Source organism: Streptomyces sp. NPDC093801 (assembly GCF_040701585.1).
Lineage (GTDB): Bacteria > Actinomycetota > Actinomycetes > Streptomycetales > Streptomycetaceae > Streptomyces.
Genome location: NZ_JBFBDP010000056.1, coordinates 12,730 through 36,014, shown reverse-complemented (window position 1 = coordinate 36,014; position 23,285 = coordinate 12,730). Strand labels below are relative to the sequence as shown.

At 74.6% G+C, this 23,285-nt stretch carries 22 protein-coding genes; 11 read left to right on the top strand and 11 right to left on the bottom strand.

Annotated features, from left to right (window positions below; all coding sequences use genetic code 11):
- Positions 1-228: 228 nt before the first annotated feature.
- Complete coding sequence (locus AB0469_RS38580; protein ID WP_366456272.1) at positions 229-798, top strand: hypothetical protein; 570 nt, start codon at positions 229-231, stop codon at positions 796-798.
- Between the two features lie 79 nt (positions 799-877).
- A complete protein-coding gene (locus AB0469_RS38575; RefSeq protein ID WP_366456271.1) occupies positions 878-1,654 on the top strand; it encodes a hypothetical protein in 777 nt (258 codons plus the stop codon).
- Between the two features lie 72 nt (positions 1,655-1,726).
- On the opposite strand, the gene AB0469_RS38570 is transcribed toward AB0469_RS38575, so the two are convergent.
- From AB0469_RS38570 to AB0469_RS38560, 3 genes are all read right to left on the bottom strand, one after another.
- Positions 1,727-2,917, bottom strand: coding sequence for an MAB_1171c family putative transporter (locus AB0469_RS38570; protein ID WP_366456270.1), 1,191 nt, complete (start codon positions 2,915-2,917; stop codon positions 1,727-1,729).
- Complete coding sequence (locus AB0469_RS38565) at positions 2,914-3,471, bottom strand: toxin-antitoxin system, toxin component (protein WP_366456269.1); 558 nt, start codon at positions 3,469-3,471, stop codon at positions 2,914-2,916. Before AB0469_RS38565 ends, AB0469_RS38570 begins: the two co-directional genes overlap by 4 nt.
- 64 nt (positions 3,472-3,535) lie before the next feature.
- Entirely contained in the window at positions 3,536-4,204 is a 669-nt protein-coding gene (locus AB0469_RS38560) for a helix-turn-helix transcriptional regulator (protein WP_042817517.1), read from the bottom strand.
- 335 nt (positions 4,205-4,539) lie between these two features.
- Between AB0469_RS38560 and AB0469_RS38555 the strand changes: the two genes are divergently transcribed.
- From AB0469_RS38555 to AB0469_RS38545, 3 genes are all read left to right on the top strand, one after another.
- Positions 4,540-5,412, top strand: coding sequence for a helix-turn-helix domain-containing protein (locus tag AB0469_RS38555; protein ID WP_366456268.1), 873 nt, complete (start codon positions 4,540-4,542; stop codon positions 5,410-5,412).
- A gap of 203 nt (positions 5,413-5,615) precedes the next feature.
- Positions 5,616-6,974: a 6-phospho-beta-glucosidase gene (locus tag AB0469_RS38550; protein WP_366456267.1), complete on the top strand. Its 1,359-nt coding sequence runs from the start codon at positions 5,616-5,618 to the stop codon at positions 6,972-6,974.
- 164 nt (positions 6,975-7,138) lie between these two features.
- On the top strand, positions 7,139-9,127 hold the full coding sequence (locus AB0469_RS38545; protein WP_366456274.1) for an MDR family MFS transporter: 1,989 nt from the start codon (positions 7,139-7,141) through the stop codon (positions 9,125-9,127).
- On the opposite strand, the gene AB0469_RS38540 is transcribed toward AB0469_RS38545, so the two are convergent.
- Entirely contained in the window at positions 9,124-9,651 is a 528-nt protein-coding gene (locus AB0469_RS38540; protein ID WP_366456266.1) for an NUDIX hydrolase, read from the bottom strand. The genes AB0469_RS38545 and AB0469_RS38540 overlap by 4 nt on opposite strands.
- Before the next feature lie 186 nt (positions 9,652-9,837).
- Between AB0469_RS38540 and AB0469_RS38535 the strand changes: the two genes are divergently transcribed.
- Positions 9,838-11,304, top strand: a complete 1,467-nt coding sequence (locus tag AB0469_RS38535) for an NAD(P)-binding protein (protein ID WP_366456265.1) — start codon at positions 9,838-9,840, stop codon at positions 11,302-11,304.
- Here AB0469_RS38535 and AB0469_RS38530 read toward each other — a convergent pair.
- Entirely contained in the window at positions 11,268-12,335 is a 1,068-nt protein-coding gene (locus tag AB0469_RS38530) for an ATP-dependent DNA ligase (RefSeq protein WP_366456264.1), read from the bottom strand. The two genes, AB0469_RS38535 and AB0469_RS38530, sit on opposite strands and share 37 nt — an antisense overlap.
- A gap of 75 nt (positions 12,336-12,410) precedes the next feature.
- On the opposite strand from AB0469_RS38530, the gene ligD reads away from it, so the two are divergent.
- A complete protein-coding gene (ligD, locus tag AB0469_RS38525) occupies positions 12,411-13,454 on the top strand; it encodes a non-homologous end-joining DNA ligase (protein ID WP_366456263.1) in 1,044 nt (347 codons plus the stop codon).
- A 30-nt stretch (positions 13,455-13,484) separates the two neighbouring features.
- Here the strand turns inward: ligD and AB0469_RS38520 are convergent, their stop codons facing one another.
- Complete coding sequence (locus AB0469_RS38520; protein ID WP_366456262.1) at positions 13,485-14,438, bottom strand: GDSL-type esterase/lipase family protein; 954 nt, start codon at positions 14,436-14,438, stop codon at positions 13,485-13,487.
- 251 nt (positions 14,439-14,689) lie between these two features.
- On the opposite strand from AB0469_RS38520, the gene AB0469_RS38515 reads away from it, so the two are divergent.
- Positions 14,690-14,926, top strand: a complete 237-nt coding sequence (locus AB0469_RS38515; RefSeq protein ID WP_366456261.1) for a WhiB family transcriptional regulator — start codon at positions 14,690-14,692, stop codon at positions 14,924-14,926.
- Positions 14,927-15,040: 114 nt separating this feature from the next.
- Here AB0469_RS38515 and AB0469_RS38510 read toward each other — a convergent pair whose 3' ends face one another.
- From AB0469_RS38510 to AB0469_RS38500, 3 genes are all read right to left on the bottom strand, one after another.
- On the bottom strand, positions 15,041-16,012 hold the full coding sequence (locus AB0469_RS38510) for an acyl-ACP desaturase (protein ID WP_366456260.1): 972 nt from the start codon (positions 16,010-16,012) through the stop codon (positions 15,041-15,043).
- A gap of 241 nt (positions 16,013-16,253) precedes the next feature.
- Positions 16,254-17,900, bottom strand: a complete 1,647-nt coding sequence (locus tag AB0469_RS38505; RefSeq protein WP_366456259.1) for an ABC-F family ATP-binding cassette domain-containing protein — start codon at positions 17,898-17,900, stop codon at positions 16,254-16,256.
- Positions 17,901-18,095: 195 nt separating this feature from the next.
- Positions 18,096-18,512: an SsgA family sporulation/cell division regulator gene (locus AB0469_RS38500; protein WP_366456258.1), complete on the bottom strand. Its 417-nt coding sequence runs from the start codon at positions 18,510-18,512 to the stop codon at positions 18,096-18,098.
- Between the two features lie 451 nt (positions 18,513-18,963).
- On the opposite strand from AB0469_RS38500, the gene AB0469_RS38495 reads away from it, so the two are divergent.
- Entirely contained in the window at positions 18,964-20,049 is a 1,086-nt protein-coding gene (locus tag AB0469_RS38495; RefSeq protein WP_366456257.1) for an oxidoreductase, read from the top strand.
- 211 nt (positions 20,050-20,260) lie between these two features.
- Here the strand turns inward: AB0469_RS38495 and AB0469_RS38490 are convergent, their stop codons facing one another.
- The gene (locus AB0469_RS38490) at positions 20,261-20,560 is read right to left on the bottom strand and encodes a YciI family protein (RefSeq protein WP_366456273.1); all 300 of its coding nucleotides are present in this window, start codon (positions 20,558-20,560) and stop codon (positions 20,261-20,263) included.
- Between the two features lie 25 nt (positions 20,561-20,585).
- On the opposite strand from AB0469_RS38490, the gene AB0469_RS38485 reads away from it, so the two are divergent.
- The gene (locus AB0469_RS38485; RefSeq protein ID WP_366456256.1) at positions 20,586-21,272 is read left to right on the top strand and encodes an endonuclease V; all 687 of its coding nucleotides are present in this window, start codon (positions 20,586-20,588) and stop codon (positions 21,270-21,272) included.
- Positions 21,269-22,024 carry a hypothetical protein gene (locus AB0469_RS38480; protein ID WP_366456255.1) on the top strand — a complete coding sequence of 252 codons (756 nt, stop codon included), beginning with the start codon at positions 21,269-21,271 and terminating at the stop codon, positions 22,022-22,024. Before AB0469_RS38485 ends, AB0469_RS38480 begins: the two co-directional genes overlap by 4 nt.
- Here AB0469_RS38480 and AB0469_RS38475 read toward each other — a convergent pair.
- A complete protein-coding gene (locus AB0469_RS38475) occupies positions 22,021-23,232 on the bottom strand; it encodes a saccharopine dehydrogenase NADP-binding domain-containing protein (RefSeq protein WP_366456253.1) in 1,212 nt (403 codons plus the stop codon). The two genes, AB0469_RS38480 and AB0469_RS38475, sit on opposite strands and share 4 nt — an antisense overlap.
- Positions 23,233-23,285 lie beyond the last annotated feature (53 nt).

Sequence of the window (23,285 nt, the reverse complement as noted above, 5' to 3'; positions counted from 1 at the left end):
CGGCCCGCCCGGCCCGCCCGGCCCGCCCGGCCCGCCCGGCCCGCCCGGCCCGCCCGGCCCGCCCGGCCCGCCCGGCCCGCCCGGCCCGCCCGGCCGGGGCCGTCAGCCGCGCGGCCCGAAGTCATCCCCCGGACAGGGGCCTTGACCCGTCCGGCGCGTGTCGAACCGGGCCCTTGATCGTTTCTTCAGCCGTAACCCTCATGTCGGCTGCCGAATCGGAGGACCGCGGTGACGGCTTGGCAGTACTACGCCGGGGCGGGCATGGTGGCCGCGCTCTGCCCGCTGCACGGCCACGTGGCGGTCGCCGGTGACGGGCACGGCAGCGGGGCCCGGGTCGACGTGTGCGTGCCCGCCGGGCGGCCGCCCGTACGGCCGTCCATGCCCCCGCCGCCCGTGGCCCGGCCCGGGACGCCGGCCGTGGTCCCGCCCGCCGTACGGGTGACGGTGCCCGGCGCCGAGCGGCCCGCCGTGCACCACCCGGGCACGGCACCGGGCCTGCCGGAGGCCACCGCGCCCGGGGCCCCGGCGCCGGCCGGCGCGGCGCAGCCACCCCCGGCTCCGCCGGCGCCCGCGCCCCCGGCGGAGGCCGCTCCGGCCGCAGCCTCCGGTCCGCCCGCGCCCGGCGCGGCCGCGCCCGTGCGCGCCTTCCACGTGCGCCCGTACCGCTCCGCGGCCCTGGAGCGGCGCGGCCCGAACGGACTGAGCACCATGATGCTGATGGTGGTCGTCACCACCCCGGCCGTGCTCGCCGCCGCCGCGCTGCGCCCCCGGGGCAAGAGCCGCGGCCCGGCCTCCTGACACCGAAGCACCGAAACACCGAGGCGCCGGAGCGCCGACGCACCCCCGCACTGACGCACCCACGAACGGGAGATCCCTCGTGTCCGAATGGCTGGTCCTGGCCATCGCCATGGCGCTCGTCTGCGCCCTCGTCCTCGCCATGACCGTGATCCGGCACCGCCGGGTCGCGGACGACGAGGACACCAGCGAAACCCCCGACGTCATCGAGTACATGACGATGATGGTCGGCGTGGTCTACGCGATCGTCCTGGGCCTGGCGATCGCGGGGGTCTGGGAGGCGCGCGGCGCCGCCGAGGACAGCGTGCGCCGCGAGGCGCAGGCGCTGTACGAGGTCACCCAGCGGGCCGACGTCTACCCGGTGCCCGTCCGCGACCGGATCCGCGGCGAGGTGGACGCGTACGTCTCCCACACGGTCAGCGTCGACTGGCCGCGGCTGGTCTCCGGCAGGGACGCCTCCCCCGAGGGCGCGCAGCTGCTCGGGAAGCTGCGCACTGACGTCACCCACCAGAGCCCCGCCAACGAGCTCCAGGCGCAGGCCTACCAGCCGCTGCTCGACCAGATCGCGGCCGCCGACGACGCCCGCCACTCGCGCACGCAGAGCGACGAGTCCACCCTGCCGAGCGTGGTCTGGGTCGGGCTGCTGGTGGGCGGGGTGGTCACCATCGGGCTGATCTTCACCCTCCAGATCCGGCGCTCCGGCCGCGAGCTGCTGCTGGCCGGGCTGTTCAGCGCGCTGATCGTGTTCCTGCTGTTCATGGTCTGGAGCTTCGACGCCCCCTACGGGCGGGCCGGCACGGACTCCGCCGGCGCCTTCCAGGACCTGTTCCCGGCCCTGTCGGTGACCGCCTCCCGCTGAGGCTCGGGGCGGCGTTCCCGGCCGCGCGGCCCCGGCGGGCTCAGCCCCCGCCGGGGCCGCCTGCCGCGGGGCTCAGCCCCCCGCCGGGGCCGCCTGCCGCCGGGCCGCGGCCACCAGCGGCGAGTGCCGCAGCGCGTGCGAGATCCGTACCAGGTCGCGCGGACCGTCGGCGGTGACGAGGACCCGGTTCCCGTCGGCTTCCTCCTCCTCGCCCCCGGACGCCGCCTCCGGGTCGGAGGCGCACACCAGCACGGCGGCCGCCACCATCGCCGCGTCCGCGACGGCGCGGGCCGTCTCCTCGTCCGCGCCGGCCGCCAGGGCCCGCTCGTAGGCGGTGTCGCGGTGGCGCCGGTCGAAGCAGGGGCCCAGGCGCAGGAACCCGTCGTGGATGTCGGACTCCCGCTGGATCACCCGGATCGCGGCCGGGGACCACCAGGACATCCGCACCCCGGGCGTGCCGCTCGGCGCGGTGCGCTGCACCTCGTGCCACAGCGCCCCCAGGTGCCGGTAGGTGCTCCAGGTGCGCCAGCTGTCCGACACGCGCTGGTACACCAGGGGCAGCACGAAGCCCACCGAGCTGACCAGCGCGCCGGCGGAGGCCAGCGGCGGGGCGACGAAGGTGCTCAGGAAGTCCAGGTCGCGGTCGAACCAGCGGGCGGCGACGGCGGACATCTTCGCGGCGTCGTAGGCCAGGCTGATGGCGTAGCCCGACACGATGATCAGCAGGCCGGCCCGGAGCCAGCCGCAGACCTGGAGGGACCAGCGCCAGCACATCGAGACCATCATCATCACGGCCACGTTGTGCGCCAGCAGGTAGGAGGCGATCATCAGCCGGATGTACGGGGTGTTCGCGTAGTACGTGTCGAAGTCGCGCAGCCGCTCGACGGGTGCCGAGCCGATGGCGAACAGCACGACGATCGCCGCGACGACGACGGAGTAGCCGGCGATCCATCGCAGCGAGGTGGCCCGGATCTCCTCCGCGGGGCCGCCGCGCCAGTTGAAGACCAGCACGAGGCAGGAGGCGCTGAAGGCGGTCATCAGGCAGTAGACCAGGGGGGCGGAGAAGTTGGGTATCCCGGTCCAGCGGTTGACGGCTTCGATGGTGGGCGGGGCGGCGAAGGTGAAGACCGAGCCGGCCAGGAGGAGCAGGACACAGACCGACCGCAGGAGCGGATCGCGCCAGTTGGTGCGCAGGGCCGGCAGCTTGCAGACGAGGGAGATCGCCATGGCGGCCGCCGGGATGTAGTAGTCCGGTCCTTTCAACGGTCGTTCCTGTGCCCCCGGTAGCCGAGGGAGGTCTCGATCCGGCCCGCCAGCTCGTCGCGCCGCCCGGCCGGCCGGGCGCCGGAGGATCCGGCGAGCCAGGTGCGGCACCGGCTGCCGAGCAGGAGCCCGAAGGTCTCGGCCTCCGTCTCCTCCTGGACGTCGGCGCGGGTGCGCGCGGCGACGCTGCGGACCGTCTCGCCGAGGTCGGCGCCGTCGCTCAGCAGCCGGGCCGCGACCGCGGCGCCGTCGACGTGGTGGCTGCAGTGGCCCGCCTTCATGTGCCAGAGCTCGTGGCCCAGGATGACCAGCTGGTGGTCCGGCGCGGTGCGCTCCTCGATCACGACCAGGTCCCGGTCCGCCATGTCCAGCCACAGCCCGCTCGCCGTCCCCTGCGGGAAGGCCGCCATCCGGAACTGCACCGGGCGGCCCCGGTGCCTGCTCATGCCGTCGCAGAGGGCGGCGTAGAGGTCCACGGGTTCCACGGGGGCGGCCAGCTTGATGCCGGACACCAGCTCCGCGCACAATCGCCGCTGCGCTCTGCCTATGCTCACCGTTCTCCCCGTCGACGCGGATCCGGATCAGGACTCAAGGATCAGATCCAGACTTTCGACTGGGTCATGATTCGTTCGGTTTGACGCTTTCGAGAAGCATGTCCAGCCATTCGGTCACCTTGTCCCGGTGCTTGTCGCTGGGCAGTTGGGCGGCGCGCCAGGCGATGCCCCGGACACCGTGGTTCTGCAGGAGCCGTGCGAGCGGGTCGCCGGCCGCGGCGGCCTCGGCCGGCACGGTCTGGCGCTCGCGTCCCGCGAAGTCCTGGAGGAGCTGCTGCTCGGTGCGCTGGAGGGCGTCGGTGAGGGCGTCTGCGTCATGGGCGGTGAGGAAGCCCGCGTGCACCCCGAAGAAGCGCTGGATGGCGTCGCAGTGCTCCATGGTGGGCCGCCGGTCGCCGTTGATGAGGGCGCCCGCCTGCTGCCGCGACATCCCGGCGCCGTCCGCGATCTCCTGCTGGGTGTAGCGGCGGCCGTTGGGCTTCACCCGGGTCCGCCGGAGCAGGTCGAGGCGCTGGAGGAAGCGCGCCTGGAGATCGGGTTCACCGGCCCGCCTGCCGTCGAGCAGGGATCTGATCACGTCCGTGGGAACCCCGGAAGCCTCGGAGAGGCGGCGGAGGTCGAAGACCTGGTTCGGGTCGCGGCCCATTTTGTTCGCCAGCTCGGCGACCCGCGTGACGGTTGCCGCCAGGGGCGCGTTGGCCACCGCGACGGGAGCCGGGAAGCCGTCTGTCACCAGTGGTTCTCCTAGATCGCGCGAGGTCAGTGGGCACGTGGTCGGCCTCAGGGAATCTATCCGGTTTGTTTTGGGAGAGCCATAACTTGCCACAGCTGTGGCGCGAATGAGCTGTCGCCAGGCTGGAATTGCCACAATAGTTGACACTCGAATGAAGTCGGTAGCAGGATCGCCACACGGAAATGAAGATCCAGACCGTTGAGGAGGGGGAGCTCTCGGTGCCACATCTCGCAGCGGTGGGCCCGTCTGATGGCCTCGTCCGAGCCGGTGAGGAGCGCCTGGCGGGCGACGAGTCCGCCCGTGGCGCAGTGCGGTCGGAGCGGCGCAAGGAGATTTTGCGCCAACGCCGCGAAGAACTGGGCCTGAGTCAGGAAGACCTCGCGGCGCGCCTGCGCATCAGCGTACGCGCGTACGGGAACTGGGAACGCGGCCTGGTCAAGGAATGGACCGACCGCAAACTCCTCGCCCTGGCCGAGGCCCTGGAGATGAGCGAGCGGCAGTGCTTCTGGCTCTTCCGGATCATGGTCGACCGCGACCCGCCGCCCACCTGGCGCGCGGCCGAGGAGAGCCGGCTGCCGCAGGACCCGGCCCAGCGCGACTACCTGGTCGACTACGCGGCCCTGATGGAGGCCGTGCCCTACCCGAGCTTCCTGGTGGACCACCGCTGGGACGTGGCCCTCACCAACTCGGCCTTCGACCGGCTCTTCCAGACGGTGAGGCCGCACCCCACGGCCCTGCCGGACGACAACTTCCTGCGCTTCGTGCTCTTCCACCCGGACGCCGCGGCCGTGCTGGAGGACCACGAACCGGCCTGGTGCGTACCGCTGCTGGCCCAGTTCGCCACCGCCCTGGAGGCGGCCCCGGAGGACGAGGGGCTGCGGAGCATCCGTCAGGAGGTGGCCCGTGACCCGTTCATGGAGGCGGCCTACCGGTACGGGGTCCCGCACTGGCTGACCACCCACGGGCAGGAGGCCGCCGAGCTGGACGGCGCGGTGCGGACCGTGCGCCACCCCGACCCGGGCTGGGGCCTGGTGCGCTGCCGGATGGTGGCCGAAACCAGCCGGATGCTCGACGGGATGGGGCTCACCCGGATCACCCTGGTGCTCTCGGCCCCGCAGGGCCTGCCGACCGGTCCCGTGCCCGGCGGCGCGGGCTTCCCCAAGCAGCAGGGGGCCCGCCTGCGGGCGGTTCCGGCGCTGGGGGACTGACGCGGCGGGGGACACTGGTCCCCAGGACCTGTCGATCCGGCGGTGCTCCGGTCCGCCCCCGCCGGGCGCCGAGGGCCGGATGCCACGATCGGCGACATCGAGTGGATGCCGCCGATCGTGGCATCCGCGTCGGTGCCCGGGGCGCGTCGCCCCGGGCCGTGGCGGCGGGCGGTACCTCGAAAGGCCGGAAGGACGGTAGGGGCGTGCGGTTGACCATCCTCGGCGGGGGCGGATTCCGCGTCCCGCTCGTCTACGGAGCACTGCTCGGCGACCACGCCGAGGGCCGGGTGTCCCGGGTGACCCTCTACGACGAGGATCCCGTGCGGCTCGCCGCCATGGCCCGGGTGCTCGCGGACCAGGCCGCCGCCTCCGGGGAGGCGGACGCCCCGGAGGTCACCGCCACCCGGGACCTGGACGAGGCCCTGCGCGGAGCCGACTTCGTCTTCTCGGCCATCCGCGTCGGCGGTCTGGAGGGGCGTGCGGCGGACGAGCGGATCGCCCTGGCCGAAGGGGTGCTGGGCCAGGAGACGGTCGGCGCGGGCGGTGTCGCGTACGGGCTGCGGACCGTGCCGGTGGCCCGGGAGCTGGCCCGCCGGATCGCCCGGACCGCCCCGGACGCCTGGGTCATCAACTTCACCAACCCCGCCGGGGTGGTCACCGAGGCGATGTCCGAGGAACTGGGCGGGCGGGTCATCGGCATCTGCGACTCGCCCGTCGGCCTCGGCCGCCGCATCGCCCGCCTCCTGGGCGTCGCCCGTCCCGAGGAGGCCTGGATCGACTACGTCGGCCTGAACCACCTCGGCTGGGTGCGCGGACTGCACGTCGGCGGACGCGACAAACTGCCCCGGCTGCTGGCCGACGACCAGGCGCTGGAGTCCTTCGAGGAGGGGCGCCTCTTCGGGGCCGACTGGCTTCGCTCGCTGGGCGCGATCCCGAACGAGTACCTGCACTACTACTACTTCAACCGCGACACCGTACGGGCCTACCAGGAGGCCGAGCGGACGCGCGGGGCCTTCCTGCGCGACCAGCAGCGCGGTTTCTACGCCGAGGCCGGCCGGCCGGGGCAGCCCGCCGGGGCGGCGCTCGCCGCCTGGGACCGGACCCGGGCCGAGCGCGAGGCCACGTACATGTCGGAGAACCGCGAGGTGGCGGGCGTCGGGGAGCGCGAGGAGAGCGACCTGGAGTCCGGCGGCTACGAGAAGGTGGCCCTGGCGCTGATGCGGGCCATCGCCCGCAACGAGCGGACGACGCTGATCCTCAACGTCCGCAACGGCTCGACCCTGTCCGTGCTGGACGCGCAGGCGGTGATCGAGGTGCCGTGCGCGGTCGACGCGAACGGGGCGCACCCGGTGTCGGTGGCACCGCTGCCCCTGCACGCGGTGGGGCTGGTGACCTCGGTGAAGGCGGCCGAGCGGGCGGTCCTTGCCGCCGCGGGCAGCGGCTCGCGGGTGGACGCCGTCAAGGCGTTCGCGCTGCACCCGCTGGTGGACTCGGTGACCGTGGCCCGCCGGTTGCTGGACGGGTACGCGGCGGAGCACCCGGGGCTCGCCCACCTGCGCTGAGCCCGGGCTCCGGGGGCGGTCGGCGGGGTCCCCCGTACGGCGGCTTGCGGCATGCGGCGGGGGCGGGCGGCTGTGACAGTGCGAGGGTGACCACTGCCCCCGCCACGGTCGCGCCGCCGCCCGCGCTCGACCGGCGGCGGCGCAACGTCGTCTTCGGCACGATCATGCTCGCCGTGCTGCTGGCCGCCCTCGATCAGACGATCGTGGGCACCGCGCTCCCCACGATCGTGGGGGACCTCGGCGGCGGGGACCACATGGCCTGGGTGGTGACCGCATACCTGCTCGCGGAGACCGTCGCGACCGTGCTCGTCGGGAAGTTCGGCGACCTCTTCGGCCGGAAGGCCGTCTTCCAGATCTCCGCGGTCGTCTTCGTCACCGGCTCCTTCCTCTGCGGCCTCGCCGCGAACATGACCCTGCTGATCCTCTGGCGGGGCCTCCAGGGCTTCGGCGCCGGCGGCCTCATGGTCACGTCGATGGCGCTCATCGCGGACGTGGTCCCGCTGCGCGAACGGGGCGTCTACCAGGGCGCCATCGGCGCCGTCTTCGGCGTCGCCACCGTCATCGGCCCCCTGCTCGGCGGGCTGTTCACCGACCACCTGAGCTGGCGCTGGGCCTTCTACGTCAACGTCCCCCTCGCCGTGCTGGTGGTCGTCGCGGCCGCCCGCACCATCCCCTCGGTACGCACCCCGGGGCGGCCCCGCATCGACTACCCGGGCATCGCCCTGGTCACCGTCGGGTCGAGCGCGCTGATCCTGGCGACCAGCTGGGGCGGGAACGAGTACCCCTGGAACTCCGCCGTGATCGTCGGACTTCTGGCGGGCGGGGTCCTGGCGCTCGCGCTGTTCTGCCTGGCGGAGACCCGGGCTGCCGAACCCATGCTGCCGATGCGGCTGTTCCGCAACCCCGTCTTCACGGTGTGCTCGGTGCTCAGCTTCGTCGTCGGCTTCGCCATGCTCGGCGCGATGACCTTCCTGCCGGCCTACCTCCAGTACGTGGACGGGGACTCGGCCACCCTGTCGGGCGTACGGACGCTGCCCCTGGTCTTCGGTCTGCTGGCCGCGTCCGTCTTCAGCGGCGGCGTCACCGGCAGGACCGGCCGGTACCGGATCTTCCCCATCGCGGGCTGCGCCGTGATGGGGGTCGGCCTGTACCTGCTGTCCGGGATGGACGCGGACACCGGGCCCTGGCGGGAATCGCTGTACATGCTGGTGCTCGGCGCCGGGATCGGACTGTGCATGCAGGTGCTCACCATCGCCGTGCAGAACACCGTGGACTACGCCGACCTCGGCACGGCCACCTCCGGCGTCACCTTCTTCCGCACGCTGGGCAGCGCGTTCGGAACCTCCGTCTTCGGGACGATCTACGCCAACAGCCTGGCGCCCGGGCTGGAGGCCGCCGTGGCGCGCGCCGCCCGCGCCGGGGGCGAGGACCCGGCGCGGCTCGCCGCCGCCGCGCAGAGCCCCCGGGGGGTGCACGCGCTCGACCCGGCGGCGGCCGGCCCGATCGTCGACGCGTACGCCGCGGCGCTGCACACCGTGTTCCTGTGGACCGTGCCGGTGGCCGTCGTCGGCTTCGTCGTCTCCCTCTTCCTCAAGCAGGTCCGGCTGCGCGACAGCGTCCGCGCCGCGTCCACGGACATGGGCGACGGCTTCGCCTCGCCGGCCACGGCCTCGGGGGACTCGGCCAAGCTGCTGGAGCTGGCCGTGGGCAAGCTCGTACGGACGATGGGGCCGCAGCAGGCCCGCGGCATCGTCGAGGCCTCCGACACCCGGCTGGACATGGCCGGCGCGTGGGCCGTCATGCAGGTGGACCTGCTGACCCGTACGGTCGGGCACGCCGGGCTGGGGCTGATCGCCTCGCGCCGGTCGCTGCCGCCGGAGGTGCTGCTGCCGGTCTTCGACCGCATGGTGGAGGAGGGCTACCTGACCCGGCAGAACGGCTTCTTCAGCCTGACGCGGGGCGGGCAGCGGGAGGCCGACGTCATCTCCGCCGCATGGGGGCAGTGGCTCGGCGACCGGCTGGAGCGGGACCGGGGCCGGCCGCGCAGCGCGGAACTGAGGGCGGCGTCGGACGCGATCGCCAAGCGGCTGCTCGCGGAGGACCTCCGCGAGGGGAACTTCGCGCCCCGGCCTGATCCGAAGGACACGGCCTAAGCCGTCGCCGGGCCGGCGGCCGGGGGGCCTTGGCGGGGGCCGGCGGTGGGGTAGTCGTGGTGGGGGACGGCGGGCAGGTCCGGGAGGTCGGGGCGCCAGGCGTGCAGGACCGCCGCCGACGGGGCGTACAGCGCCCCGGGGATCTCCGCCGGGGCGAACCAGCGCCACCGGGCGATCTTGTGCGGCTCGGTCACCACCGGGGTGCCCTCGGCGGAGCGGGTGAGGGCGGCCGCCGTCAGGCGGGTCACGTCGGTGGCCGTGGAGGAGATGTGGACGGCCAGCACCTCGACGGCCTCCGGGGCGGTGCGCAGGCCCGTCTCCTCGGCGAGCTCCCGAGCGGCGGCCCGCTCGAAGCCCTCCCCGGGGTCGACCTTGCCGCCGGGCAGCTCCCAGCGGCCGTCGTGCGCCTGGCCGAGCAGCACCCGCCCGTCGGGGCCGAGCACGACCAGCCCGACGCCGACGACGGCGTTCGGCCCGGGGACGGCGCGCGGGGCGCCGGTGGGTTCGGGGTTCTGGGACGTCACGCGGGCAGTCCTGTCCGTCGTCCTACGGGGGAACGGCCATCCTCCCATTCCCCGCGGCGAGGAGACGGCGCGTCAAGGCGGTGCCCGCCCGCCCCTCGGACGGGTGTGCGAGTTTCGGCCAGGCGCCGTGCGCGCAGGCTCTGTCGGTCCGATCGTCGTACGTACACCGGCCCGGGGGGGCGCGCCATGGCACATCTGCTGGTGATCGGCGGTGGGGTGGCGGGGCTGGCGACGGCCCTGCTCGCGGCCCGGCGCGGACACACCGCCGAGGTCTTCGAACGGGACGCCCGCGCCCCCGGCACCGCCCTCGACCGGGACTTCTTCGGCTGGCGGCGCCCGGGCGTGCCCCAGGCGGCCCAGCCGCACGTCCTGCTCGGCGCGGCCCGGGCGGTGCTCCGCGCCGAGCTGCCCGACGTGCACGCCGAGATGCTCCGGCTCGGCGCCCGCGAGCGGCACGAGCTCGACTGGTTCGACGTACGGCCGCCCGCGCGCCCCGGCGACGAGGACCTGGTGCTGCTCCAGGCCCGGCGCATCGTGCTGGAGAGCGCGCTGACCACCGCCCTGCGCGCGCAACGGGGCGCGGTGGTGCGCTACGGCGAGCCGGTCACCGGGCTGACCGCGGCCGGGGGCGCGCAGCCCGGGATCACCGGGGTGAGCACCCCGGGCGGCCGGTACGCGGGCGACCTCGTGGTGGACGCCGGGGGCCGCCGCGGCGGCTCCGCGCCCCTGCTGGCCGCGGCCGGCTGCCGTCCGGCCGCCGTCGAGCGGCACCGCACGGGCCTGGCCTACTTCTGCCGCTGGTACCGGCTGCCCGACGGGGTGGACGAGGGTCCGCGCCGGCCCTGGACGGTGACCGGCGGCCCCTTCGCGGGCTGCGCCGTCTTCCCGTCCGACAACCGGGTCTTCGCCGTGACCGTGTTCGCCCACACCGGGGACCCCACCCGGGCCGCCCTGCGCGATCCGGCCGTCTTCGAGGCCGCCGCCCGGGCCTTCCCGCCGGGCGCCGCCTGGCTCGGCCTGGGCGCCGAGCCGCTGTCGGAGGTCCTGGCCACCGCGGGCCTGGACAACCGGTGGAGCCCCCTGGCCGACGGGCGGGGCCCCGTGGTGAGCGGGATGGTCCCCGTCGGGGACGCCCTCGCCCACACCAACCCCACCCTGGCCCAGGGGACCTCGCTCGCGCTGTGGGCGGCCGACCGGGTGACCCGGACGGCCCACCGGGACCCGGGCTCGCCCGCCTTCGCCGCCGGCTACCACGGCTGGGCGCTGCGCACCCTGAAGCCCTGGTTCGACTTCCAGGCCGGCGCGGACGCGGCCGTGGGGGAGCGCCTCGCGGAGGGGGCGCGGACGCGGGCGGGCGGGCCGGGCCGGGCCGACCGCGCCGACCGGGCGCGGGAGGCGGCCGCCCTGTTCGCGTGCGCGCTGGAGGACCCGGAGGTGATGCGGGCCCGGGCCAGGGTCCGCCACCTGGCCGAACCTCCCCGGCGGGCCTACGCGGACCCCGCGGTCCGTGCCGCGGTGGCGCGCTGGCTCGCGGACCGGCCCGGCTGGGAGCCCCACGCGGTGGGCCCCGACCGGGCCCGGTGGGAGGAACTCACGGCGTCCGCCGCGCCGGCCCCTCAGCCGGCGCCGCCCAGCACTTCGTCCAGGTCGTAGCCGACGACCTCCTCCAGCTGCCCGTACGTGCAGTCCTCCGGGGTGCGGTCGGGCCGCCAGCGGAGGAACTGCGCGGTGTGCCGGAAGCGGTCGCCCTCCATGTGGTCGTACTTCACCTCGCAGACGCGCTCGGGGCGCAGCGGCACCCAGGACAGGTCCTTCTTCCCCGTCCAGCGGCTCTGCGCACCGGGCAGCCGGGCGCTCTCGTGCGCGGCCTCCTCGGTCCACGACGCCCACGGGTGCCCCTCGGCGTCCGGCATCCGCAGCGGCTCCAGCTCCTCGACGAGCTCGGCGCGGCGCTTCATGGGGAAGGCGGCGCAGACGCCCACGTGCTGGAGGGCGCCGTGGGCGTCGTAGAGGCCCAGGAGCAGCGATCCGATGATCGGACCGCTCTTGTGGAAACGGAAACCGGCGAGGACGACGTCGGCCGTACGCTCGTGCTTGATCTTGAACATCAGGCGGGCGTCGGGCCGGTAGGGGAGGTCGAGGGGTTTCGCGACGACCCCGTCGAGTCCGGCGCCTTCGAACCGCTCGAACCACTCCCGCGCGAGCGCGGGGTCGGTGGTCGCGGGCGCGAGGTGCACGGGGGGCCGGGCTGTGGAGAGGACGTGGACCAGGGCGCTGCGGCGTTCGGCGAGCGCGGTGTCGAGGAGGGCCTCGTCGCCGAGGGCGAGCAGGTCGAAGGCGACGAAGGCGGCCGGGGTGGTCTCGGCGAGCAGTTTCACGCGGGAGGCGGCCGGGTGGATCCGCTCGGTCAGCCGGTCGAAGTCGAGCCGCCCGCCGTGCACGATCACGACCTCCCCGTCGACCACGCAGCGGGGCGGCAGGTTCTCCTTCAGCGCCGCCACCAGCTCGGGGAAGTACCGGGCCAGGTCCTTGCCGGTGCGGCTGCCGATGACCACCTCGTCCCCGTCGCGGTGGACGATCGCCCGGAAGCCGTCCCATTTGGCCTCGTACTGCATGCCGGGCGGGATCCTCGCCACGGACTTGGCGAGCATCGGCTTCAGGGGAGGCATCACCGGCAGGTCCATGCCCCCGATTCTGCGGTGGTACGGGCGGGTGCGCCCGGTGTGCGCGTCCGCACGCGCCCGCCTACCGTGGCGCCCATGGGCACGGGCAAGGGTGGCGCGGTGGAGATCGAGGCCGGCGGGCGGGCGGTACGCCTGTCCAGCCCGGACAAGGTGTACTTCCCGGAGCGCGGGCTCACGAAGCGGGACGTCGCCGAGTACTACCTGGCCGTCGCCGCCGGGATCACCCGCGCCCTGCGCGACCGCCCCACCACCCTGGAGCGCTACCCGGACGGCGTGGAGGGGGAGTCGTTCTTCCAGAAGCGGGCCCCGAAGAACCTGCCCGACTGGATCCCGACCGCCCACATCACCTTCCCCAGCGGCCGTTCGGCGGACGAGATCTGCCCCACCGAGCCCGCCGCCGTCCTGTGGGCCGCCAACCTGGGCTGCCTCACCTTCCACCCCTGGCCGGTGCGCCGCGGGGACACCGACCGGCCGGACGAGCTGCGCATCGACCTGGACCCGCAGCCGGGCACCGACTACCACCACGCGGTGGCGGCCGCGCACGAGCTGCGCGCCCTCCTGGACGAGGTGGGGCTGCGCGGCTGGCCCAAGACCTCGGGCGGGCGCGGCCTGCACGTGTTCGTGCCGATCGAGCCGCGCTGGACCTTCACGGAGGTCCGCCGGTGCGCGATCGCCCTGGGCCGGGAGCTGGAGCGGCGGATGCCCGACGAGGTCACGACGGCCTGGTGGAAGGAGGAGCGCGGCGCGCGGATCTTCGTCGACTACAACCAGACCGCCCGCGACCGGACCATCGCCTCGGCCTACTCCGTCCGCCCCCGCCCGCACGCCCCGGTCTCGGCGCCGCTGCGCTGGGAGGAGCTGGACGATGCGGAGCCGCGCGACTTCGACATCGTGACGATGCCGGCCCGCTTCGCCGAACTCGGCGACCTGCACGGCGAGATGGACGAGCACGCGTTCGGCCTGGAGGCCGTGCTGGAACGCGCGGCCCGCGACGAGCGCGACCACGGCCTGGGCGACATGCCGTACCCGCCGGACCACCCGAAGATGCCGGGCGAACCCAAACGCGTCCAGCCGAGCCGCGCGAAGCACCCGGATCCGCATCCGGATCCGGAGGCCTGAACGGCCGCGGGCTCCGGCCGCGCCCGCCCGCTACCGGGCCCGGGCCGCGTCCTGGCCGGCCGTGAGGTGGCGGTGGAGCACCTCGTGGCCCTCCGGGGTCGGGTGGATGCCGTCCACAAGGAGGCCGGGGCGGTCGCGCAGGACGTCCCACGGGTCGATGTGGTCGACGTGGTTCTCCGCGCACCAGGTGCGCAGGGACTCGCGCAGGTGCAGGGCCCTGGCTTCGGTGAAGCGCAGGCCCTCGTAGTCGGCCGTGCGGGACTCGTCCAGCCAGAGGGGGCCGAGGACCACCAGGCGGGCGTTGTGGTCCCGGGCCGTGGCCGCCAGGGAGGCGAGGGCCGCCCCGAGGTGCGCCGGGCCGGCCGGGTCCGGATCCGGGGCGTCCGCCGGCACGGCCGAGTCGTTGATGCCGGCGGCGACCAGGAGGGTGTCCGGGCGGCGCGCGGCGAGGAGGCCGGGGGTCTGCTCGGCGACGTCGGCCAGGGTGCTGCCCGGGACGGCCAGGTTGAAGACCCGGTGGGCCGTCTCGTCGGCGGCGATGTGGCGGGCCGCGAGCCGGGCCGCCCAGCCGCCCTGCGGATCGCAGCGCCCGTAGGCGATGCTGTCGCCGGCGATCACGATCCGCGCCGCCGAGCGCAGCGGGTTCGCGTCCAGGTAGGCCCAGGCGCTCTCGCCGGAGGACAGCAGCACCCGTCGGCGGGCGTAGTCGTCCACCTCGTAGTCGTCGGCGGCGGCCAGCTCCCCGTCGGTGAGGCGCAGGACGGCGCCCTCGACGGTGGAGCCCAGCCGGCACTCCAGGGTCAGGTGGACGTCGAGGCCGCTGGCGGCGATCACCTCCGGGTCGGTGATCTTCAGGGGCCGGGTCGTGTAGCCGACCAGCGAGGCCGGGGAGCTGGGCACGGCGCGGCCGAAGAGGGCGGTCTGGACCCGCCCGTCCCTCAGGGTGCCGAAGGAGAACAGGGCGTGGGGTCGTGACTCGGTCACCGCGGGCGCCAGGCCTTTCGTCGAAAAGGGATGATCATCGCACCCCGGGGCCTGTCGTCAAACTCCCGTCGTCGCCCGCGGGGCAGACGGGAGTGTGACGACAGGCCCCGGCGGCCGTCCGTCGGCGCGGGAGGGCGGGCGTTGTCAGTGGGGGGTGCGATGCTTCGGGAGGAGGGTGCTCGTGTGGGGCTCCGGCCCGGTGTTGATCAGCTGTTGATCGGACGTCCATCGCCCGCGCCCAGGATCGCCGCATGTCGATGAACACCACCACTGCCCCCGCCTGGTACGACCTCGCGCTGTGCGCCCAGACGGGCCCGAGCTTCTTCTTCCCGGACCCGGGCTCCTCCGTTCAGGACGCGAAGCGGTTGTGCGGGGCGTGCGAGGGCAGGGCGGCGTGCCTGGAGTACGCCCTCGCCAACGACGAGCGCTTCGGCGTCTGGGGCGGGCTCTCGGAGACGGAGCGGCAGGCCCTGCGCCCGCGCGCCTGACCGTGCGCCGGCGCCGGGACGCCCGTCCGCGCCGGACAGCGGGGAACCCCCGGCGGAAGGGGGATCCGCCAGGGGTTCGGGAGTCCGGCCGGGCCGGACCCGGGTGCGAAGGCCTCAGGCCCTGCGGGCGGCCATGCGCGCGGCGCGCGCGGCCAGGCGCTCGTCGAACTTGCGGGCCTCGGTGTCCAGGCCGTTCATGAAGAGCCCGAGCTCCTCCTGGGCCTTCTGCCCCTCCGGGCCCAGCCCGTCGATGTCCATGATCTTGAGGAAGCGGATCACGGGGCTCAGTACGTCGTCGTGGTGGATCCGCAGGTTGTAGACCCCGCCGATCGCCATCTGCGCGGCCATCCGCTCGAAGCCGGGCATGCCGTGTCCGGGCATCCGGAAGTTGACGACGACGTCGCGCACGGCCTGCATCGTGAGGTCCGGGGCGATGTCGAAGGCCGCGGCCAGCAGGTTGCGGTAGAAGATCATGTGCAGGTTCTCGTCCTGCGCGATGCGGGCCAGCATCCGGTCGCACACCGGGTCACCGGACTGGTGGCCGGTGTTGCGGTGCGAGATGCGGGTCGCGAGCTCCTGGAAGGCCACGTACGCCACCGAGTGCAGCATCGAGTGGCTGTTGTCGGACTCGAAGCCCTCCGACATGTGCTGCATCCGGAAGGCTTCCAGCTTGTCCGGGTCCACCGCGCGCGAGGCGAGCAGGTAGTCGCGCATCACGATGCCGTGGCGGCCCTCCTCGGCGGTCCAGCGGTGCACCCAGGTGCCCCAGGCGCCGTTGCGGCCGAACAGGGTCGCGATCTCGTGGTGGTAGCTGGGGAGGTTGTCCTCGGTCAGCAGGTTGACGACCAGCGCGATCTTGCCGATGTCGGTGACCTTGGACTGCTGCGGGTCCCAGGCCTCGCCGTCCTCGAAGAAGCCCGGGAAGTTCCGGGCGTCGCTCCACGGCACGTACTCGTGGGGCATCCAGTCCTTGGTGACCTTCAGATGGCGGTTGAGCTCCTTCTCGACCACCTCTTCCAGCGCGTACAGCAGCTTGGCGTCGGTCCACGCCTCCGAGCTGCCGAGGTGGGGAGAAGTGATCGTCACGGGTGCTCCTGGGGACAAAGCGAATTACCTACGGTTCCGTAGCCTACGGTCTCGTAGGTTAAGTGCGGCATCAGGGCCAGCCAAGCCCCACCCGCCGGTATGTCCGGCTACATCCGGTTATCTGCGCAGTTGGACGGGGTCCCCAGGGCCTCCGCAAAGGTGAGAATCACGCCAGAAGGTGGCCGGCCCCTCCGGCCTTGACGGCGGGAGGGGCCGGGATGCGGGCCGCCGACGCCCGGGATCAGTCCTGCCAGAACGAGGCGCGGACCTCGTCGGCCGTGGTCGCCCGCAGCCCCTGCTCGCCGTCGAGCAGCAGCCAGCGCGTGATCCCCACCGATTCCAGGAACGGCACGTCGTGGCTCGCCACGACCAGCGCGCCCTCGTACGACTCCAGGGCCTCGCCGAGCTGGCGCACGCTCGCCAGGTCCAGGCTGTTCGTCGGCTCGTCCAGCATCAGCAGCTGCGGAGCGGGCTCGGCGAGCAGCAGTGCCGCGAGCGCCGCGCGGAACCGCTCGCCGCCCGAGAGGGTCCCGGCCGCCCGGTCCGCCTTGGCGCCCCGGAACAGGAAGTGCGCGAGCCGCGCCCGGATCGTGTTGTTGGAGGCGTGCGGGGCGAACCGCGCCACGTTCTCCACCACCGAGCGCGCGTCGTCCAGCACGTCCAGCCGCTGCGGCAGGAAACGCGCCGGGACGTGCGTCACGGCCTCCCCCGACACCGGGGGCAGCAGCCCCGCGAGGGTCCGCAGCAGCGTCGTCTTGCCGGAGCCGTTCGCGCCGACCAGAGCGATCCGCTCCGGGCCGCGGACCTCCCACTCGCCCTCCACGCCCGCCCCGTGGGCCGGGCGCAGATCGGTCAGGGTCAGCACCCGACGGCCGGGCGGAACCCGGGTGGCGGGCAGCTCGATGCGGATCGCGGCGTCGTCGCGCACCGCCTCCACCGCCTGGTCCAGCCGCTCGCGGGCGTCCGCCAGTTTCTCGGCGTGCATCGTGCGGTGCTTGCCCGCCGACTCCTGGGCGGCGCTCTTGCGGGCGTTCATCACGATCTTCGGCTCGCGCTTGGTGTCGTGCATCTTCTGCGCGTACCGCTTGCGGCGGGCCAATTTGAGCTGTGCGTCGGCCAGTTCGCGCTTCTGGCGCTGAACGTCGGCCTCCGCGACGCGGACCATCCGCTCGGCCGACTCCTGCTCGGCGGCGAGCATCCGCTCGTAGTCGCCGAAGTTGCCGCCGTACCAGCGGACTTCGCCGTCGCGCAGGTCGGCGATCTGGTCGACCCGCTCCAGCAGTTCCCGGTCGTGGCTGACCAGCACCATCACCCCGGACCAGGACTCGACGGCCGCGTAGAGACGGCGCCGGGCCCGCAGGTCCAGGTTGTTGGTGGGCTCGTCCAGCAGCAGGACGTCCGGGCGGGCCAGCAGCAGGGCCGCCAGCCGCAGCAGGACGCACTCGCCGCCCGACAGCTCGCCGACGGTGCGGTCCAGGCCGATCCGGGCGAGTCCGAGCTGGTCGAGCACGGCCAGGGCCCGCTCCTCCACGTCCCAGTCGTCGCCGACGGCGGCGAAGTTGGCCTCGGTGGCCTCACCCGCCTCGATGGCGTGCAGGGCGGTGCGGGCGGTGCGGATGCCGAGCGCGTCGTCCACGCGGAGCGCGGTGTCGAGGGTGGCGTCCTGCGGGAGGTATCCGAGGGTGCCGGCCACGGAGACCTGGCCCCCGGACGGGGCCAGGGCGCCCGCGACGAGCTTCAGCAGGGTGGACTTCCCGCAGCCGTTGAGCCCGATCAGGCCGGTGCGGCCGGGGCCCACGGCCCACTGGAACCCCTCGAAGACCGGGGTTCCGTCGGGCCAGTCGAACGAGAGGGCGGAGCAGGTGACGAACGTAGGGGTATGACTCATGGAGGCCTCCAGGTTGCGTGAAGTGGTGCGTGCAACGCGGGGAGACAGCCGACTGTCACAAGGAAGTGGTCGTGGTGGTCGGTGTCTCGGACCTCAGAAGAGCAATGTCCTACTCCGTTTCGGCGGGGGTGGGTCGCCGATGAAGCTACGGGCGGCCCGGGCCGCCCGCAACCGAATAAAGCCGTCCCCGCGTTCTCAGCAGGAGCCGCGCATCAGCTCGTCCAGGCTGTGGTCCATGTCCAGGTAGCGGTGCTCCAGCCCCGGGGGAACGAGCTCGCGGGAGCGGTCCAGGAAGCCGCGGACCTCGGCCGTGGTCATCAGCACGATCGCCACGCCCTCCGGCGCGTGGAACTCGATCGTCGTGCGGTCCCCGTCGTACGGGCGCACGCGGACGTCGCCGCAGCCGGCCGGGTGCTGGATCCCGGACATCAGCAGCTCGCGCGCGAAGGTCCACGAGACCTCGACGCCCTCCAGCGTGGCGAGGGCGGGGAAGGCCATGCGGACGGCGAAGGGATCCGAGCGGTCGTAGCAGAGGGTGACGGGGACGGTCTCGACCTTCGGGGCGGTGGCGACCAGCCGTGCCTGTACGGCCTGCTCGATGACAGTGATCAAGGCTCGCTCCCTTGCAGCGGATCTGCTGCCGGGCTGTGGGGTGGGACCCGGCAACCGGATAGACGCCGGAATCGGCAAATCCGTGCAGGGCGGATGACGTGAGCTGCGTCACCGATTGGCCGGATCTCATCCGTGTGATCGCACAGAGTGACCATGCGGGGGGCGCGGGGAAGGGGGTGCCACTCCTGGCCGCAGGCTCCCGGGGGAGCGCAACAAGGCTGGTTAACGCTCACTCCACCGGCGCAAACCGCCGCCCTGGACCTCCTGTGGGCATCCCGTCCGAGGCGGTCACGCTCAGTTCTCGCCGCAGGAACAGTTGGCCGAGAGGCGACCGTGCCACGGAGGTCGCCGGTCGCGGGCCCACGGCCGGAACGCGCGGCCGGTACCGCACCCTGGACGGCGATATGAGGGTGCGTTAGCTTCCCGCGCCATGAGACTTCTGGGAGTTGGCATGTGCGCGGCAGCCCTGCTGGCGGCGGTGGTGGCCGCGCCGGCGCAGGCGGACACGGGGGCGGTGGACCTCCTCGCCCCCGGGCCGCGGGGCGTCGGCTGGGCCCTCAAGGACACCGGGCCGGCGGCCGCGCAGGGGGTCCGCTTCCGCGGGCTGGCCGCCGTCGGGCGCGACACGGCCTGGCTGGCCGGATCCAAGGGCACCGTGCTGCGCACCCGCGACGGCGGCCGCAGCTGGCAGGACGTCTCGCCGCCCGGCGCGGTCGCGGACCGGCTGGAACTGCGCGACATCGAGGCCTTCGACGCGCGGCGGGCGGTGGCGCTGTCCATCGGGGAGGGCGGGGCCTCGCGGATCCTGCGGACCGAGGACGGCGGCGCGAGCTGGACCGAGGCCTTCCGCAACCCCGACGCGCGGGCCTTCTACGACTGCCTGACCTTCTTCGACTCCCGGCACGGGCTGGCCGTGAGCGACCCGGTGGACGGGAAGTTCCGCGTCCTGGCCACCGACGACGGCGGGCGCGGCTGGCGGGTGCTGCCGGACGCCGGGATGCCGCAGGCGCTGCCCGGCGAGGCCGGGTTCGCCGCGAGCGGGCAGTGCCTGGTGGCGTCGGGCCCGCGGGACGTGCGGCTGGCCACCGGGGGAGGGGCGTCGGCGCGGGTGCTGCACTCCGGCGACCGGGGGCTGACCTGGCGGGTCGCCGACTCCGCCCTTCCGGGCGGGGATCCGGCGCGCGGGGTCTTCGCCCTGGCCTTCCGCGACCGCACGACGGGCCTCGCGGTCGGCGGCGACTACCGCACGGGCCAGGCCTCGCCCCTGGCGGCGGCCCGCTCCGCCGACGCCGGCCGCAGCTGGACCCCGGCGGCCGCGCCGCCGCCGGCGTACCGGTCCGGCGCGGCCTGGTACCCGTACGGGCGCACGGCCGCCCTGGCGGTCGGGCCGACGGGCACGGACGTCACGCTGGACGCGGGGCGGAGCTGGCGGGCGCTGGACGGGGGCTCGTTCGACACCGTCGCCTGTGCGGGCGACGGCGGGTGCTGGGCGGCGGGCGAGAAGGGCCGCGCGGCCCGCCTGGAACCCCACCGCTGAGCCGGCAGGGGGGCGGGGTGCCGCTGCGCGGAGCCGTCTCCCCGCCCCGCCCGTTCTCCGCGTACTCGGGGGCGCGCCCCGGACCCTCCCGGCGCGTCGAGCGGGCGCGGAGCGTCCGGTACCCGTCCGGTACCGGGGCAGGGGCGGAGCCCCTGGGAACGGCGGAAGGGCGGGCGGGGGACCGCTCCGCGCGGCCGCGGACCCGGCGCGGCTACGACGGGAGGGACTCCCGGACAGCGGCCAGGTCCGAGGAGGTCTTCGTGGCGATGAACTCCGTGATCCGATAGGCGCACACCCCCGCCACCGCGAACGGGTCCTCGGCCGCGATCCTCTCGACCTCGGCCCGCGAGACCCCGCGGGCCAGGATGACCCCGCCCTCGCGCGGGACCTTGCGCCCCGAGGCCAGGAAGACGCCGGACGCGTAGTACCCGTCGAGCCAGGCGACGTGCGCGTCCATCTCCGCTTCGACGTCCTCGACGGGCGCGGTGTACATGAGCTCCATGACGAACATGATCGCCAGGCTACTCTCGCACCTCATGACACGAGTGAAGACCCCCGCCGACGAGGCAGAGGCCCGGGCGATACAGGACGAACTCCGCAAGCGCGTCGTGCTCGACGAGCCCGGCCCCGAGCCCGGCCGCGGACTGGTCGCCGGGGTCGACGTCGCCTACGACGACGAGCGCGACCTCGTGGCGGCCGCCGCCGTCGTCCTCGATGCCGCCACCCTCGACGTCGTCGCGGAGTCCACCGCCGTCGGACACGTCAGCTTCCCCTACGTCCCCGGCCTCCTCGCCTTCCGCGAGCTGCCGACCGTCCTGGCCGCCCTGGAGGCGCTCCCCGTCACCCCCGGCCTCGTCGTCTGCGACGGCTACGGCCTCGCCCACCCGCGCGGCTTCGGCCTCGCCTGCCACCTCGGGGTGGTGACGGGGCTGCCCAGCGTCGGCGTCGCCAAGAACCCCTTCACCTTCACCCACGAGGAGCCGGGCGCCCCGCGCGGCGAGGCCTCGCCGCTGCTCGCGGCCGACGGGTCCGTCGTCGGCCGGGCGCTGCGCACCCAGCACGGGGTCAAGCCGGTGTACGTGTCCGTCGGCCACCGGGTCTCCCTGGACAACGCCTGCGCCCACACCCTCGCGCTGAGCCCCCGGTTCAGGATCCCCGAGACCACCCGGCGCGCGGACTCCCTGTGCCGGCGCGCCCTGCGCGAGGCCGGTGACGGGAGATGACCCGCTCCGGCATCCGGTGCGCCGCCGGGTTCGTGCTGCTCCTGTCGGTCGCCGGGTGCGCGGGTGAGGCGGGGCCGCGCTCGTCGGCACCGGCGGCGCGCCCCGCAGCGAGCCCGGCGCCACGGCCGGCGCCGCCGTCGGCCGCCGAGTTGCGGACGCACCTCCTGCCCGCGGCCCTGCCGGGCGGCTGGACCTCCCGGGCCGAACCCCCGGACGAGCGGCCGAAAGGCGCTCCGGCCGCTGCGGCGCCGCCCGCGTCCTGCGCGGAACTGCTGGACGGGCAGAGCGTCGTGGACGCGAACACGACCGCGGCGTCCGCGTCCGCGACGGCCTTGTTCAGCGGCGGCCACTCCGCCGGCAACGGCGTCATCCCCGGGATGGAGAAGCTCTACTCGTTCCCGGAAGGCGGTGCGCACCGGGCGGTCGAGGGCATCCGCGCCCTGGTGGACCGGTGCCGGAGCGTGGAGTTGCCGCACGCGGCGGCGGAGCCCGCCGAGACGGCCGCCTTCGCCGTCGCCGAAGGGCCCGGGCTCGGGGACGAGAGCCTCGTCGTCCGGGCGACCGTCATGACGGCGGGCGACGGCGAGGAGCACGCGGACGCGACCGTCGTCCGCGTGGGCGACGCGCTCGTCGTCCTCTCCAGCGTCCTCACGCTGACCCCGGACGAGGCCGGCGCGGTCGCCGGGTTCATGCCGAACGCCGTGGCGCAGGTCAGGTCGGACCGCCCCGAGCCCGTGGACGACAGGCCCTAGGACTCCGCCGCCACCCGGAAGCGGATGCCCGCCTTCTGGAGGCGGGCCAGCAGGGCGTCGCCCATCGCCACCGCCGGGGTGAGCTGGCCGGCGGTCTCGGGGAGGGCGTCGTACGCCAGGCACAGTGCGGACTCCGCCAGCATCTTCGCGGTCTCCCCGTAGCCCGGGTCGCCGCCCGAGACCTCGGTGAACACGCGGCGCCCGCCGCCCTCCCCGACGAAGCGGACGGTGAACCAGCTGCGGGCCCGCCGCTCCGCGTCCGGGCCGTTGCCCGGCTCCCAACGGGCCATCAGCCACCGCCGGGCCGCCGGCACCTGGGCCAGCGCGGCCGCCGCGCCCAGGGCCGCCGTCCCGCCCAGGGCGACCGGCAGGTGCCGCACCGAGGCGTAGTGGCGGTAGCGGAAGTCCGGCCCGTAGCGCTCCAGCGCGGCCGCGGACCGGGTGACGACGCGGGGGTCCAGGGTGGGCAGCGGGAGCGCCCAGGTGCCGGTCTCCCGGCTGAACCGGGGCGCCCCCACCGGGCCCCGCACCCGGCGCCCGGGCAGCCGGGGCTGGTAGAGCCTGCGCTCGCGCGAGGCGGCCAGGCTCTGCCGGCCCCGGCCCAGGGCGGTGAGGGCGGAGGCCACGGTGCCGCCGGAGGCGAGCGCGGCGGACCGGACGAACCCGTCCACCCGCAGCGGTTCGCCGGCCGGCAGCAGGCCCACCGTGAAGTACGCCCCGAGGTCGGCCGGGACGCAGTCGAACCCGCAGGCGTGGACCAGCCGCGCCCCCGTCTCGCGGGCCCGCGCGTCGTGTGCGACGTACATGCGGTCGACGAACTCCGGCTCACCGGTGAGGTCCGCGTAGTCGGTTCCGGCATCGGCGCAGGCCGCGACCAGCTCCGCCCCGTACCAGACGTAGGGCCCGACGGCGGTGGCCAGCACCCGTGTGGCGGCGGCCAGTTCGCGCACGGCCGGTCCGTCGGTGGCGTCGGCGCGCAGCAGCGGCAGGCCGGCGCAGGCCGGGTCGAGGGCCGTCAGCCGCTCGCGCAGCCGCTCCAGTTTCCCGGGGTCGCGTCCGGCCAGGGCCCAGCGGCAGCCGGCCGGGGCGTTCAGGGCCAGGTACTCGGCGGTGAGCGCCCCGACGAACCCGGTCGCGCCGAAGAGCACGAGGTCGAACTCCCGTTCAGGGCCCGGCTGTGGACGGCTGCGGTGGACGTGCGCGGTCATGAAACGTTCCTCCCGGCTGGTGTCGGTGGCTGAGGCTAGCGTGGGGGTCGACT

What these genes read in the sequence shown, in the direction of transcription:
- AB0469_RS38545 (WP_366456274.1), top strand. Translation starts at nt 7,139, where the DNA reads ATGCTCGCCGTGCTGCTGGCCGCCCTCGATCAGACGATCGTGGGCACC.
- AB0469_RS38535 (WP_366456265.1), top strand. Translation starts at nt 9,838, where the DNA reads ATGGCACATCTGCTGGTGATCGGCGGTGGGGTGGCGGGGCTGGCGACG.
- AB0469_RS38530 (WP_366456264.1), bottom strand. Translation starts at nt 12,335, where the DNA reads ATGGACCTGCCGGTGATGCCTCCCCTGAAGCCGATGCTCGCCAAGTCC.
- ligD (WP_366456263.1), top strand. Translation starts at nt 12,411, where the DNA reads ATGGGCACGGGCAAGGGTGGCGCGGTGGAGATCGAGGCCGGCGGGCGG.
- AB0469_RS38515 (WP_366456261.1), top strand. Translation starts at nt 14,690, where the DNA reads ATGTCGATGAACACCACCACTGCCCCCGCCTGGTACGACCTCGCGCTG.
- AB0469_RS38505 (WP_366456259.1), bottom strand. Translation starts at nt 17,900, where the DNA reads ATGAGTCATACCCCTACGTTCGTCACCTGCTCCGCCCTCTCGTTCGAC.
- AB0469_RS38495 (WP_366456257.1), top strand. Translation starts at nt 18,964, where the DNA reads ATGTGCGCGGCAGCCCTGCTGGCGGCGGTGGTGGCCGCGCCGGCGCAG.
- AB0469_RS38490 (WP_366456273.1), bottom strand. Translation starts at nt 20,560, where the DNA reads ATGTTCGTCATGGAGCTCATGTACACCGCGCCCGTCGAGGACGTCGAA.
- AB0469_RS38485 (WP_366456256.1), top strand. Translation starts at nt 20,586, where the DNA reads ATGACACGAGTGAAGACCCCCGCCGACGAGGCAGAGGCCCGGGCGATA.
- AB0469_RS38480 (WP_366456255.1), top strand. Translation starts at nt 21,269, where the DNA reads ATGACCCGCTCCGGCATCCGGTGCGCCGCCGGGTTCGTGCTGCTCCTG.
- AB0469_RS38475 (WP_366456253.1), bottom strand. Translation starts at nt 23,232, where the DNA reads ATGACCGCGCACGTCCACCGCAGCCGTCCACAGCCGGGCCCTGAACGG.